Source organism: Hymenobacter artigasi, assembly GCF_012275535.1.
GTDB lineage: Bacteria > Bacteroidota > Bacteroidia > Cytophagales > Hymenobacteraceae > Hymenobacter > Hymenobacter artigasi.
In genome coordinates this window covers 48,200-61,696 of the sequence record NZ_JAAVTK010000003.1, presented here as the reverse complement: position 1 = coordinate 61,696, position 13,497 = coordinate 48,200, and the positions used below count along the sequence as shown (strand labels likewise).

General features: G+C 64.2%; 10 protein-coding genes and 1 riboswitch. Of the genes, 2 read left to right on the top strand and 8 right to left on the bottom strand.

All coding sequences use genetic code 11. From position 1 onward, the window contains the following. Positions 1-13 precede the first annotated feature (13 nt). The 7 genes from HBN54_RS06505 to HBN54_RS06475 form a co-directional block, all read right to left on the bottom strand. Positions 14-1,207 (bottom strand): PA14 domain-containing protein, encoded by a 1,194-nt coding sequence (locus HBN54_RS06505; RefSeq protein WP_168672352.1) that lies wholly within the window; start codon positions 1,205-1,207, stop codon positions 14-16. Between the two features lie 68 nt (positions 1,208-1,275). Next, positions 1,276-1,716: a putative signal transducing protein gene (locus HBN54_RS06500; RefSeq protein WP_168672351.1), complete on the bottom strand. Its 441-nt coding sequence runs from the start codon at positions 1,714-1,716 to the stop codon at positions 1,276-1,278. Between the two features lie 100 nt (positions 1,717-1,816). Then, entirely contained in the window at positions 1,817-2,383 is a 567-nt protein-coding gene (locus HBN54_RS06495) for a hypothetical protein (protein ID WP_168672350.1), read from the bottom strand. Between the two features lie 87 nt (positions 2,384-2,470). Further along, positions 2,471-3,427 carry a methylenetetrahydrofolate reductase [NAD(P)H] gene (metF, locus tag HBN54_RS06490; protein ID WP_168672349.1) on the bottom strand — a complete coding sequence of 319 codons (957 nt, stop codon included), beginning with the start codon at positions 3,425-3,427 and terminating at the stop codon, positions 2,471-2,473. 119 nt (positions 3,428-3,546) lie between these two features. Next, positions 3,547-7,338 carry a methionine synthase gene (gene metH / locus HBN54_RS06485; RefSeq protein WP_168672348.1) on the bottom strand — a complete coding sequence of 1,264 codons (3,792 nt, stop codon included), beginning with the start codon at positions 7,336-7,338 and terminating at the stop codon, positions 3,547-3,549. Positions 7,339-7,409: 71 nt separating this feature from the next. Further along, a riboswitch (SAM riboswitch) is annotated at positions 7,410-7,518 on the bottom strand. Positions 7,519-7,614: 96 nt separating this feature from the next. Continuing rightward, on the bottom strand, positions 7,615-8,841 hold the full coding sequence (locus tag HBN54_RS06480; RefSeq protein WP_168672347.1) for a molybdopterin molybdotransferase MoeA: 1,227 nt from the start codon (positions 8,839-8,841) through the stop codon (positions 7,615-7,617). 158 nt (positions 8,842-8,999) lie between these two features. Next, a complete protein-coding gene (locus HBN54_RS06475) occupies positions 9,000-10,067 on the bottom strand; it encodes an SDR family oxidoreductase (RefSeq protein ID WP_168672346.1) in 1,068 nt (355 codons plus the stop codon). A 352-nt stretch (positions 10,068-10,419) separates the two neighbouring features. On the opposite strand from HBN54_RS06475, the gene HBN54_RS06470 reads away from it, so the two are divergent. Beyond that, on the top strand, positions 10,420-11,715 hold the full coding sequence (locus tag HBN54_RS06470) for a cation:dicarboxylate symporter family transporter (RefSeq protein WP_168672345.1): 1,296 nt from the start codon (positions 10,420-10,422) through the stop codon (positions 11,713-11,715). Between the two features lie 93 nt (positions 11,716-11,808). Next, entirely contained in the window at positions 11,809-12,981 is a 1,173-nt protein-coding gene (locus tag HBN54_RS06465; protein WP_168672344.1) for a putative sulfate/molybdate transporter, read from the top strand. 81 nt (positions 12,982-13,062) lie between these two features. On the opposite strand, the gene HBN54_RS06460 is transcribed toward HBN54_RS06465, so the two are convergent. Next, positions 13,063-13,452 carry an acyl-CoA thioesterase gene (locus HBN54_RS06460; RefSeq protein WP_168672343.1) on the bottom strand — a complete coding sequence of 130 codons (390 nt, stop codon included), beginning with the start codon at positions 13,450-13,452 and terminating at the stop codon, positions 13,063-13,065. Positions 13,453-13,497 lie beyond the last annotated feature (45 nt).

The window sequence follows — 13,497 nt, the reverse complement described above, 5'->3', positions numbered from 1 at the left end:
GGGGAAGGCGCACCTACAGCCGGCGCAGCACCACGCGGCGGTTGCGGGGCCGCTGGGCGGGGTCGGCGTTGTCGGCCACGGGCTGGGTGCCGCCGTAGCCCACCGGTCGTAGCTGGGCCGTAGTCGCGCCGTGGGCCGTGAGGTAGAGGCACACGGCCTCGGCCCGCTGCTGCGAGAGCTGGCGGTTCAGCTCGGCATTGCCCACGTTGTCGGTGTGGCCCTGTACTTCGAGGCGCAGGCCGGCGCTTTTTTGCAGCATGGCGGCCAGTGTGTCGAGGGCGGCGCGGGCAGGCGGTAGCAGCCGGGCTGTGCCCTGCTCGAAATGCAGCTCGGGCAGCGTCACGGCTTCACCCACGGCCAGGCGCGCCAGTTGCGCGGTGCCGCCCGAGTCGGCCCGTAATACCGGGACTTCGGGCGCTGGCGGCACGGCCGCCTGGGGCGGTGCCAGCACTGGGCGGCGTGCCGGCCGCGCCGCCACCCGCGGCCGGGGAGACGGGGCGGCTGCGGGCACCGGGGTAGTGCGCGGCCGGGCGGCTACCGTGGGTCTGACGCCGGAAAGCGGTGGCAGCGGCTGTAACCTGGGCGGCGCTGGTGCGGCAGCCGGCCGGGGGTTATTGGCATACAGAAAGCTCGTCGGAATGGGCTCCGGCCTGGGCGTTTCTGCCGCGAGGCCCCACAGGTTGCGCCACGACGAGGGAGCCTGCGCCGCCCGGGGGGCGGGAGGCTCCCAGGTAACAAAAACCCGGGTATCCATGCTGTATTGGCAGTAGTCGACCCGCAGGCGGTAGGGCTCGCCGGCTCGCAGCTCCACGGCGGCGGTGTAGCTGCTCAGGGGCTGCCCGCGCCACTCGTTCATAATCAACTGGTCGTTCAGCCACAGCCGAATGCCGTCGTCCACGGTCACATGAAAAAGGTATTTGCCGGTGGTCGGGGGCACCAGCCAGCCCGTCCAGCGCACCGAAAACTGCTCGGCCCCGAGGCCCGGCGCGGGCGGCTGCTGGCCCCAGTTGAAGTTGATGGTGGCATCGCGGCGGGTCAAAACGAACTTTTCGAAATCCGTCCCTTCGTAGTAATCGCCTTTCAGGCCGCCGCCCGTTGGGAGAGGTGCCTGCGCCCACACGGGCGCACCCGGCAGCCACCACGCCAGCAGCAATACGTGAGCAAGCAATAGCGGCCGCCCAGGCCCCCGGTGGTGTACGCTATTCATGAGGCAACAACGGTGATTTCGACGCTTTAGTGTTGGCCCTCAGGGTTAATCAGGCGCTGCCGGGCCGGCTATTTAAACTCATTGCCGCAATGAAAGCAGTGAAACCGCTTGCCGCGCACCGGAAACCGCAGCAGCACCGATAGCAGCCCCGACCAGAACCCGTACGTATTGCGCGTAGCCGGGCCATACGCCACATCCGACGACCCGCAGCGCGGGCAGCGCGGTGTTACGGGGTCGGGCGCATCGGCGGCGAAGGAGGCAATGTCCGGGCCGGTGGCCCGTGGCACGGCCTCGTCGTGCAGAATTTCGAGCGCGGCCTCCGCGTCACTTTGCCGCACGTGCAGCCGCACGCCGCCCGTAATCGGGCTGTACAGCGGCATAATGGACACCAGATTCTCATTGCTAAGGAAGCACGGAATACCCGCCGCTTCCAGCCGGGTGCGGGCCAGGTTGGCCGCCATCGGCTCGTAGAAGGATTCGAGAAAAACGACAGAATCGGGGCTGGACACGGGAGGGGAGTTAAGAGTTGAAAGTTAGGAGTTAAGAGTTGATTAAGCGGCTTGTGATAAAAGCCAGTCAACTCTTAACTCCTAACTTTCAACTCTTAACTTATTTCTGCTGGCGGGTGGCGGCGTCGATGCCGTTCACGGCGTGGCCGGCCTGCAGGCTGACGAACTCGGCCTGCCGGGCGCGCACGCGCACTTCGTCGCGGGCGGGCATATCCAGGCGCACCTGCTTCAGCTGGTCATTCAGGCGTTGGTACACGGCGCGGGCGTAGTCCCAGTCGCGGTCGGTCCAGGTGGCGCGCTGGGTGCGGGTTTCGCGCACCAGCTGGCCGTAGGCCGCCGGTAGGTCCTGGGGCGTGAGGGAATTGATTTGGCCGTTGTAGGGGCCCAGTAGCTTGGCTTCCATGGCCAGCTGCTGGCGCGGGTCGAGGGGCCGGGCGCGGCGGGCGCGGTTGGTGGCATCGTAGGTGGCGGTGGCTTTGCCCACGCGGGCCAGCTTGTGGGCGGCTTTGCTGGCCACGTCGTCCAGCTCGCGGCCGGCGTTGCGGGCCACGGCGCGGCGCTCATTGGGCGTCGAGTCGCAGCCGGTCAGCAAAAGGGCCGCCAGCGCCGCCGCCGGGAAAAAGCGCAGACGGCGGGTTGCGTTAAAACCATCAAATAGTCGTTTCATGGGCATCTTTGGGGCTTGAAAAGGCCAACGTGGCCTCGCCTTCTACGGCTAAACGGGCAGAAGGTAGCGGCACCGGCGGCAGCCGGTCTAAAACAGCTCGGCCGCGATGCGCCGGATGCTCTCCGACTTGCCCATGGAGTAGTAGTGCAGGCAGGGCACGCCGTGGGCCATCAGCTCGCGGCTCTGGTTGAGGCACCACTCGATGCCGATGGCGCGGGCCGCCTCGTTGTCGCGGCACTGGCTGATGGCTTCCACCAGCGGCTCGGGCAGATTCAGGAAAAAGGTCCGGGGCAGCATAGTAAGTTGCCCTTTGGTGGTCAGCGGCTTCAGGCCGGGAATGATGGGCACGGTGATGCCGGCCTCGCGGCACTTCTTTTCAAACTTGAAAAACTCCTCGTTGTCGAAAAACATCTGGGTCACGATGTACTCAGCGCCCCGGTCCACTTTGTGCTTCAGGAAGCGGATGTCGGAGGCGTAGTTGGACGCCTCAAAATGCTTTTCGGGGTAGCCAGCCGTGCCGATGCAGAAATTGGTGGCCCAGGTATCGTCCTGTTCCTCATCCAGGTACTCGCCCTTGTTCAGGTTGGCCACCTGCCCAATGAGGTCGCAGGCGAAGGCATGGCCATCGGGCTCGGGCTTGAACACGCCCTCGCTCTTAATGGGGTCGCCGCGCAGGGCCAGCACCGAGTCAATGCCCAGGAAGTGCAGGTCAATCAGCGCGTTCTCGGTTTCTTCCTTCGTGAAGCCGCCGCAGATGAGGTGCGGCACGGTGTCCACGTCAAACCGGTTTTTGATGGCCGCGCAAATACCCACCGTGCCGGGGCGGCGGCGCACGGTTTTCTTCTCCAGCAGGCCGTTGGGATGGTGGCGGTACACGTATTCCTCGCGGTGGTACGTCACGTCGATAAACGGCGGCTTGAACTCCATCAGCGGCTCGATATTCGAAAACAGCGTGTGGATGTTTTCGCCCTTTTTGGGCGGCAGCACTTCAAAGGAAAAAAGGGTTTTGCCGTTGGCCTGGGCCAGGTGGTCGGTAACTTTCATGTGATAACCCCACCCCCCGGCCCCCTCCCCGGTGGGGAGGGGGTGCCAAGCGACATATTGGGGCTGTTTAAATAGTTGGAACGAAAGCCCCTCCCCATCGGGGAGGGGTTGGGGTGGGGTTACTTCGGTTCGTAGTTCAGATTCGGCATCAGCCAGCGCTCCAGCTCCGGCAGTTTCATGCCTTTGCGCTGCGCGATATCCGCCACCTGGTCCTTGCCAATGCGGCCGAGGCCGAAGTAGCGCGAATCGGGGTGGGCATAGTACATGCCGCTTACTGAGGAAGCCGGGTACATGGCCAGGTTCTCGGTGAGGGTGATGCCGGTTTTGGCACCCGCGTCGAGCAGCTGAAACAGGGTGATTTTCTCGGTGTGGTCGGGGCAGCCGGGGTAGCCGGGGGCGGGGCGCACGCCGCGGTATTTCTCCTGCACCAAGTCCTCGCTGCTCAGGTGCTCGTCGGGCGCGTAGCCCCAGAACTCGCGGCGCACCCGCTCGTGCAGGCGCTCGGCGAAGGCCTCGGCCAGGCGGTCGGCCAGGGCCTTCACCATGATGCTGGAGTAGTCGTCGTGGTCGGCATCGTACTGCTCAATCAGCTTCTCGATGCCGATACCGGCCGTCACGGCGAAACCGCCCATGTAGTCGGCGCGGCCCGATTCTTTCGGAGCCAGGAAATCGGAGAAGGCGATATTGGGAATTTTTGGCCCTTTCTCGCCCTGCTGGCGCAGGGTGAAAAACTCGGTGGCTACTGCCTCGCGCGAGTCGTCGGCGTAGATTTCGATGGTGTCGTAGTTCTTCGTGTTCGCCGGCCAGAAGCCCAGCACCGCGCGGGCTGTGAGCAGCTTGCCATCGATGATTTTGGTAAGCATGGCCTGCGCATCTTCGAACAGCTTGGTGGCTGCTTCGCCCAGGTTTTCATCGGTGAGGATGCGCGGGTAGCGCCCTTTCAGCTCCCAGGTGTGGAAAAAGGGCGTCCAGTCGATGTACTGGGCCAGCTCGGCGAGGTCGTAATCCTCGAGCACTTTGGTGCCGAGGAAGCTGGGCTTGGTGATGGGCACCGCGTTCCAGTCCGACTTCACGCCGTTGGCGCGGGCGGCTTCGATACTCAGGTAGCTTTTGTCGCGCTGGCGGCTGGCGTAGTCGGCGCGCAGGGTGGCATAGTCGTCGGCCACGGTCTGGGCGTAGGCGCGTTCGCCTGAGCCCAGCAGGCCGGCCGCCACGCCCACCGAGCGCGACGCGTCGTTCACATGCACCACCGGCCCGCTGTAGGCCGGCGCGATTTTCACGGCCGTGTGCAGGCGCGAAGTGGTGGCCCCGCCGATGAGCAGCGGGATTTTCAGGCCACGCTTTTCCATGGCCTGGGCCACGTACACCATCTCATCGAGGCTGGGGGTGATGAGGCCGGAGAGGCCAATTACGTCCACGTTTTGCTTTTGGGCTTCGTCGAGAATCTTCTCCAGCGGCACCATCACGCCGAGGTCGATGATGTCGAAGTTGTTGCAGGCCAGCACCACGCCCACGATGTTTTTGCCGATGTCGTGCACGTCGCCCTTCACGGTGGCCATCAGGATTTTGCCGGCCGTCTGGCGGTCGCCGCCCTGCTTGTCGGCCAGCAGGTAGGGCTCCAGATAGGCCACGGCCTTCTTCATCACGCGGGCCGACTTCACCACCTGCGGCAGGAACATTTTACCGGCCCCGAACAGGTCACCCACCACGTTCATGCCGGCCATCAGCGGGCCTTCAATCACGTTCAGGGGGCGGGCCAGCTCCAGGCGGGCGGCCTCGGTGTCCTCATCAATAAACTCGGTGATGCCCTTTACCAGCGCGTGCGCCAGGCGCTCCTGCACCGGCAGGCTGCGCCAGGCGTCGGCCACCACTTCCACCTTGCCCTTTTGCTTCACCGTATCGGCAAAATCGAGCAGGCGCTCGGTGGCGTCGGCACGGCGGTTCAGCAGCACGTCTTCGGCCAGCACCAGCAGGGTGGGCTCAATCTCGTCGTATACCCCGAGCTGGCCGGGGTTCACAATGCCCATGTCGAGCCCGGCTCGGATGGCGTGGTACAGGAAGGCCGTGTGCATGGCTTCGCGCACCACGTCGTTGCCGCGAAACGAGAACGAGATGTTGCTCACGCCGCCGCTGGTGAGGGCGCCGGGCAGCGTGGCCTTAATCCAGCGCACCGACTCGATGAAGTCGATGGCGTAGTTGCGGTGCTCCTCCATGCCGGTGCCGACAATGAGGATGTTGGGGTCGAAAATGATGTCGGTGGGCGGGAAATCGATGCCCATCAGCAGGTCGTAGCTGCGCTGGCAGATTTCCATGCGGCGCTCCAGCGAATCGGCCTGGCCGTCTTCGTCGAAGGCCATTACCACCATGGCGGCGCCGTACTGGCGCACGGTGCGGGCCCGCTGCAGGAACAATTCCTCGCCTTCTTTCAGCGAAATGGAGTTCACGATGCTCTTGCCCTGCACGCATTTCAGGCCGGCTTCGAGCACGCTCCACTTCGAGGAGTCAATCATGACGGGCACCCGCGCAATGTCGGGCTCGGAGGCGATGAGGTGCAGGAAGGTGGTCATGGCCTGCTCCGAATCGAGCATGCCTTCGTCCATGTTCACGTCGAGCACCTGGGCACCTTCCTCCACCTGCACGCGGGCCACGGCTAGCGCTTCTTCATACGCGCCGGTGCGGATTAGGCGGGCAAAGGCCCGTGAGCCGGTCACGTTGCAGCGCTCGCCCACGTTCACGAAAAGGCTGTCGGCGGTGATGTTGAAGGGTTCGAGGCCGGCGAGGCGGGTCACCTCACGAGACCCCTTTGGGGCCCGGCCCCCCTCTCCCGCGGAGAGGGGGGAGCCTGACGATTCTTTATCTGCATCGTCTGGCTCCCCTCTCCGCGGGAGAGGGGCTGGGGGTGAGGTGAGCCGTCTGGGCTGGTACCGCTCGGCCAGCCGGCTCAGCTCGGCAATGTGCTGGGGCGTGGTGCCGCAGCAGCCGCCCACCACCGTCACGATGCCTTCCTTCAGGTACTCCTCCACCAGCGCGGCAAATTCTTCCGCCGATTCGTCGTAGCCGCCAAATGCGTTGGGCAAACCGGCGTTCGGGTAAGCCGAGATGTGCACGTCGGAAATGCGGCTCAGCTCCTGCACGTACTGGCGGAGCTGGTCGGCGCCCAGGGCGCAGTTCAGGCCCACGCTCAGCAGCGGCAGGTGGCGGATGCTGTTCCAGAAGGCCTCCACCGTCTGCCCGCTCAGCGTGCGGCCCGAAGCGTCGGTGATGGTGCCCGAAATCATGATGGGCACCACGCGGCCGCCCTCGTCGAAGAACTTCTGCACGGCGTAGAGGGCCGCCTTGGCGTTTAGCGTATCGAAAATGGTTTCGATGAGCAGCGTATCCACGCCGCCGTCCACGAGGCCGCGCACCTGCTCTAGGTAAGCCGTGGCCAACTCATCGAAAGTCACGGCGCGGAAGCCGGGCCGGTTCACGTCGGGCGAGAGGGAGGCGGTACGGTTGGTGGGACCTACCGCGCCGGCCACAAAGCGCGGGCGCTCGGGGGTGCTGTACTCGTCGGCCGCCTCGCGGGCCAGGCGCGCCGACTCGTAGTTCAGTTCATACACCACATGCTCGAGGCCATAGTCGGCCTGCGCGATGGTAGTGCCAGAGAAGGTGTTGGTTTCCACCATATCGGCCCCGGCGGCAAAGTATTCGGCGTGAATGCCTTTGATGATGTCGGGCCGGGTCAGGCTCAGCAGGTCGTTGTTGCCACGCAGGGGCTTGGGGTGGTCGGCGAAGCGGGCACCCCGGAAATCCTCTTCCGTGAGGGGGTGGCGCTGAATCATGGTGCCCATGGCGCCGTCGAGAATCAGCAGGCGCTGGCGGAGCAATTCGGGAAGAGGGGAGGGGGCGGCGATGGTGGCAGTGGACATTTCTTTCGGGTCGATAGGGCTACATAAGCGCGTATCCAGAAAGAAACCCGTGCGCAGGCGCACGGTTCCGGCTGTCATCTTCTTTCACCAAAAAAAGCGGTGAAACGGGAGTTGGCACCTACTCGTGGTAGGTTGCCAAGACGTCATCGGGCCCGGTCCCTCGGTCTTTCTGGATAGCAGCGTAGTGCGAAGATACGAGTTGTGCGGTAAGCTTTAGCTTGCCGTAATTCGAATTGTCAGAACGATGGGTTAGAGCACGGCAAGCTAAAGCTTACCTCACAACTCCCACGCCGGCCACACGCTGCCGGCCGCAAACACGGCCGGCTCGGGCGGCAGCTCCAGGAACGCATCAGCGCCTACCAACCCCATCATATCGCCGGAACCGCCCACCCGCAACGGGGTGGCCAGTCGGCGGCCCTCCGCGTCCACGGTCAGGCGTACGGGCACAAAATGTGTCAGTGCGGGCTTGAAATTGATATCAACGGTGAGCATAGCCGGCTGCGGTGCTTCACCAGTTGCGTCCGCAGTTTCGGTTGGGCCTTGGGGCTGCTGCACGGCGCGCAGCCAGCGCCGCACGTAGCGGCAGGCGGTGAGGAACGTGGATACCGGGTTGCCCGGCAGCCCGAACACCACCGGCCCGCCATCCTTTGCTCCAAACCACATGGGCTTGCCGGGCCGCTGCTGCACTTCGTGGAATATTTCCTCGACGTGCAATTCGCGCAGCAGGCCGGGCAGGTGGTCGGCGCGGCCCTTGCTCACGGCCCCGCTCAGCACCACGGCATCGAAGCCGGCGGCCAGGATGTTGGTGAGGCCCACGCGCAGCTCCTCCACGTTATCGGAGAGGTGAAACAGGGAAACATCGGCCCCGGCCTGCGTGAATAAGGCTTGCAGGGCGTACACGTTGGAGCGTCGAATCTGGTGGGCCAGCGGCGTGGCGGATATGCCCACCAGCTCGTCGCCGGTGCTCACCACGGCCAGGCGCGGGGCACGAAGCACGGCTATTTCGGCCGCGCCCACGGTGGCGGCCACGGCCAGCTCGGCGGGGCCGAGGCGGGTGCCGGCCAGCAGCAGCGCGTCGCCGGCGCGGCGGTCGGCGGCCTGGCGGTGGATGTTGACGCCGGGCGCGGCGGGCGGCGCAATCTGGATGGTGGCGCGGTTGTCGTGGAGCAGAATATCCTCGTAGCGAATCACCGTATCGGCTCCCACTGGCAGCACCGAGCCGGTCATCACCTCCACGGCCTGCTGCGGGTTGGGCAGCGGGCGGGCGGGCTCGCCGGCGTACTGGGTGTGGGCGATTTCGAACGCTGTCTGGCCCCCGGCCCAGGCGGCGACGCTCACCGCGATGCCGTCCATCGCTACCCGGTTGAAAGGCGGAAAGTCGCGGTCGGCCGTTAGCGTTTCGGCCAGGATGCGGCCGGCGGCGTGGGGCAGGGCCACGGTTTCCGGGGGCAGGGGGCGGGCGGTGGCGAGGACGTGGGCGGTGGCTTCGGCGGGGGTGAGCATGGGGGGGGCAGTTAAAGTCGTTCTCACGAAACCTCACCCCCTGACCCCTACCGGGCACGGCCCCTCTCCAAAAGAGAGGGGGTGAGGTTACGAATCATCAGGCTCCCCTCTCTTTTGGAGAGGGGCGGGGGTGAGGTTTTGCGTCAGGTGGTCGAAAACTACGGAATCAGCCGGTCTTCGCGCAGCTTCGCAAATAAATCGAAGAACGAATCCTCCGTGCTTTGATACACGGTGAAGCCGCGCTTGCGGCTGTTCGCCATGTCCATCATCACTTCAATGGGCCGGCCCAGGTCCAAATCGGTGTGCCAGGGCGAAGCCAGGCGGCTCAAATCAGCTTCGGTAAGGCCATTTTTGGTGGCGATTTCGCGCCATAGCTCCGCATCGCCAGCCATCTCCTCTTCCAAAGGATGAATGGTACCGTCGAAGCCCACGGCCTCCACGCCGAACCACTCGGCCAGGCGGCCCCAGAGCTGGCTCCAGCGGAAAACGTCGCCGTTCACTACGTTGTAGGCCTCGTTGCGGGCGGCGTCGGTAGCGGCGGCCCACACCAGCTGCTTGGCGATAACGCGGGCATCGGTCACGTCCGAAAGGCCTTCCCACTGCGCCTGCGAGCCGGGCCAGCGAAACGGCCGCCCCGTGGCCTTGCAGATGCTGGCGTACACGGCCAGCGTGGTGCCCAGGTTCATGAGGTTGCCCACGGCCTTGCCGATGATGGTGTGCGGCCGGTGAATGCTCCAGGTGAAGCCGTCGCGCCTGGCGGCGGCGTATACCTCGTCTTCCTGGGCGTAGTAAAAATTGTCGAGCGCCAGCCGGGGCTGCGACTCGCGCAACGGCGTGGGCGGCGGTACGCCACCGCTCACATAGGCTTCAAATGGCCCCAGGTAATGCTTCAGGCCGGTTACCAGGGCTACGTGCTGCACCGAATGCTTCGGCCCGAGGACGGCCAGCAGGTTGCGCACCATGGCGCCGTTCACGCGGATGTTCTCGGCCTCGGTGTCGTTGCGCATCCAGCTGGTGATGAAGACGTGCGTGGGGGCGATATCGGCCAGCGCTTTTTCCAGGCTGGCGACGTCCATTAAATCGGCGGCCACGGGCTGCAGGCCGGCGATGGCGGTGTTGGGGCGGCGGGCCAGGCCGTACGTGGGCCAGTTGTTGGCGAGCAGCTCCTGGGCCAGGTTGCTGCCGATGATGCCGCTGGCACCAACTACTAATGCGGTATTGGTCATAATGAATAGGGGGGCAAAGCGCGCGGCCTGGATGGCGCGGCGCGGCGGTTGCCGAGACTTTTTTGGCTTGATGCTGGGTACAAAACGGCTCCCCGGCCCAATAGTTTGCGGCGAAACAATTCACCGCCGGGTTGGCGAATGAAGTTGCTGATAGTACGCAGCGCCCTCGGCGGCGGCTGGTTTCTCGTTGAATGCCTGTGCAGCGTTTTTGATGACGAGCAACCAGAAACCAATTAAAAATCCAGGCGCAGGAGTTGCCTGCGTAACAGTTGCTGCAGGAACGCCGGAGCGCCCTGCTCACCGGGCGTTCTTGTCGCTGTTTCCCATCTTTGCGGTCTATCCCGCGCTACCTATGAAACTCAAACGCCTCACCCGCAACCTCACGCTTTGGGTGCTGCTGGCCATTGTGGCCGGCGCGCTGCTGGGCCACTTCCGGCCCGCCACGGCCGTGCGGATGGAGCCACTGGGCAAGGGCTTCATCGACGTGGTGAAGGTGTTCATCAACCCAATCATCTTTCTCACCATCACGCTCGGCATCAGCACGATGGGCGACCTGAAAAAGGTGGGCCGCATTGGGGGTAAGGCCTTATTGTACTTCGAGATTGTGACCACGCTGGCCCTGCTCATTGGCGTGGGCGTGGCCGCGCTGGTGCGGCCGGGCGCGGGCGTGAGCACCGGCAAGCTCGATACCGGCGAGGTGGGCGAGTTCACCAAACGGGCTACGGATTTCTCCTGGGGCCACTTCCTGGCCGATAACCTGACGTTGCAGGTGCTCATCGTGGCCATTGTACTGGGCATCGTGCTCAGCAAATACGCCGGCCGCCGGCCCATCATCCACTTCCTGAAAGAAGCCTCGAAATATGTGTTTCGGGGCCTGCACCTGGTGATGCTGCTGGCGCCCATCGGGGCGTTTGGCGGCATGGCTTTCACCATTGGTAAATACGGCATCGCCACCCTGCTGCCGCTGGGCAAGCTGATGGTGACGGTGTACCTGACCATGGGCCTGTTTGTTTTTCTGGTGCTGGGGGCCATTCTGCGCTATTGCGGCATTGGGATGTGGTCGTTTCTGCGCTACATCAAGGCCGAACTGCTGATTGTGCTGGGCACTTCTTCGTCCGAGGCCGGCCTGCCGGGGCTCATGGAAAAGCTGGAGGGCATGGGCTGTGCGCAGCCGGTGGTGGGGCTGGTGGTGCCCACGGGCTACTCCTTCAACCTCGACGGCACCACCATTTACCTTTCGCTTTCGACCCTATTTCTGGCCCAGGTGTTCCACATCGACCTGTCCGGAGCCCAGATTCTGACCATGATGGGCATTCTGATGGTGACCAGCAAGGGGGCAGCCGGCGTGGCGGGCAGCGGCTTTGTGGTGCTGGCCAGTACGCTCACGGCCATGAAGGTGATTCCAGTAGAAGGCCTAGCCCTGCTGCTGGGCGTAGACCGGTTTATGTCGGAAGCCCGCAGCATCACCAACTTCATCGGCAACGGCGTGGCAACGGTTTTTCTGGCCCACACCGAAGGGGAGCTGGACCATGAAATGGCCGCCGAAGTGCTGGGCCAGCGGCTGCGGCCGCTACGCTTCCGCCGCCGCCGCAAGGGCCTGACCAGCGGCGAGTACCTGGGCGAGGTAGCCGAGGAAACCGCGCCGTAGCCCGAAGTAGCGCGAACTTTGTAGTTCGCGTTCCCGCGCCGGTGCAACAAATGCGAACGGTGCGGGGACGCGAACTACAAAGTTCGCGCTACTATGCAACCGCCCACCTTATCTGCCCCCACGCGCCCACCCATCCGCTTCGACCGCAACGAGGTAGCCGGCGCGTTTGGCGACCTCGGCACCGACCTGCCGCTGCTCATCGGCGTGATTGCCGCCTCGGGCATCGATAGCGCTTCGGTGCTGATACTCTTTGGCTTGATGCAGGTGTTCACCGGCTTGTGGTACCGCATGCCCATGCCCGTGCAGCCGCTCAAGGCCTTCGCGGCGCTGGTGATTGCCCAGAAGATTCCCGGCCGGGTCATTTTCGGCGGGGGCCTGGCCATTGGCATCAGCATGTTTTTCCTGTCGATAACCGGGCTGATTGACGTGCTGGCGCGGCTGGTGCCCAAGGCCGTGGTGCGCGGCATCCAGTTCGGGCTGGCCTTACAGCTGGCCACGCTGGCCCTCACCAAATATGTAGGCTCCGATGGCGCGGCGGGCTATGCGCTGGCGGCGGCGGCCTTTGCGGTCACGGTGGTGCTGTTTGGCAACCGGCGCTGGCCGGCGGCGCTTATTGTCATTGCGTTGGGGGTGGCGTATGCACTGGTGTTCAAGCTCGATTTTGCCACGGCGCAAAAGGCGGTGGGCCTGCACCTGCCCACCTGGCACCTGCCCCAGTCGGCCGATATCCTGACCGGCGCGCTGCTGCTCGCGCTGCCCCAGATTCCGCTGTCGCTCGGCAATTCCATTCTGGCCACCAAGCAGGTAGCGCAGGATTTATTCCCGGAGCGCCCGCCGCTCACCATCAAAAAAATCAGCTTCACTTATGCTTTGATGAACCTGGCGAACCCATTTTTCGGCGGCTTCCCGGTGTGCCACGGCTCGGGCGGCATGGTGGGGCACTATGCGTTTGGGGCGCGTACGGGCGGGTCGGTGGTCATCTACGGCAGCATTTTCCTGGTGATGGGCCTGTTTTTCAGCCAGGGCTTTGCCGATGTGGTGCAGATTTTCCCGTTGCCGGTGCTGGGCGTGCTGCTGCTGTTTGAGGCGCTGTCGCTGGCCACACTGCTGCGCGACATCAGCGCCAGCCGCGCCGATTTGCTGGTGGCGCTGCTGGTGGGGCTGCTCTGCGCCGGGCTGCCGTACGGCTACCTGGTGGGCCTGATTGTGGGCACGGCCATTTACTACGCCATGCAGCGCGGCTGGGTGGGCCTAGGGAAAGTGTAGTACACCCGTAGCACATGCTTCAGCTTGTGCCCATTGAACGATACCCGACGGACACAAGCTGAAGCATGTGCTACAAGGATGTTACACGCTCAGAATCGGTACGGGCTGCTTGTGTTCATCCACGGCCACGAAGGTGAACAGGCCCGTAACGGCCTTGTGGCGGTCTTCGGAATACATCTGCTCCACGAATAATTCGACGCGCACCTTGAGGCTGGTGCGGCCCACGTGCTCAATATTCGCTACCAATTCTACCAGCGAGCCGCCGGGAATGGGGTGCGTGAAATCGACCCGCTCGGACGAAACCGTCACCATTTTCAGGCGCGAAAAGCGGGTGGCGGCGATGAAGGCCACCTCGTCCATTAGCAGGAGTGTGGTGCCGCCGAACAGGGTGTCGTAATGGTTGGTGGTGTTGGGAAAAACGGCTTTGAAAATGCGCGTTTCGGCGCGGGCAATACGGTCGGCAAGAAGCATGCGGAGCAGGAAAAGAGGTGAGAAACGGCCTCCGTTTGCGTTCAA

What these genes read in the sequence shown, in the direction of transcription:
- HBN54_RS06495 (WP_168672350.1), bottom strand. Translation starts at nt 2,383, where the DNA reads ATGAAACGACTATTTGATGGTTTTAACGCAACCCGCCGTCTGCGCTTT.
- HBN54_RS06470 (WP_168672345.1), top strand. Translation starts at nt 10,420, where the DNA reads ATGAAACTCAAACGCCTCACCCGCAACCTCACGCTTTGGGTGCTGCTG.
- HBN54_RS06505 (WP_168672352.1), bottom strand. Translation starts at nt 1,207, where the DNA reads ATGAATAGCGTACACCACCGGGGGCCTGGGCGGCCGCTATTGCTTGCT.
- HBN54_RS06475 (WP_168672346.1), bottom strand. Translation starts at nt 10,067, where the DNA reads ATGACCAATACCGCATTAGTAGTTGGTGCCAGCGGCATCATCGGCAGC.
- HBN54_RS06480 (WP_168672347.1), bottom strand. Translation starts at nt 8,841, where the DNA reads ATGCTCACCCCCGCCGAAGCCACCGCCCACGTCCTCGCCACCGCCCGC.
- HBN54_RS06460 (WP_168672343.1), bottom strand. Translation starts at nt 13,452, where the DNA reads ATGCTTCTTGCCGACCGTATTGCCCGCGCCGAAACGCGCATTTTCAAA.
- HBN54_RS06465 (WP_168672344.1), top strand. Translation starts at nt 11,809, where the DNA reads ATGCAACCGCCCACCTTATCTGCCCCCACGCGCCCACCCATCCGCTTC.
- metF (WP_168672349.1), bottom strand. Translation starts at nt 3,427, where the DNA reads ATGAAAGTTACCGACCACCTGGCCCAGGCCAACGGCAAAACCCTTTTT.
- metH (WP_168672348.1), bottom strand. Translation starts at nt 7,338, where the DNA reads ATGTCCACTGCCACCATCGCCGCCCCCTCCCCTCTTCCCGAATTGCTC.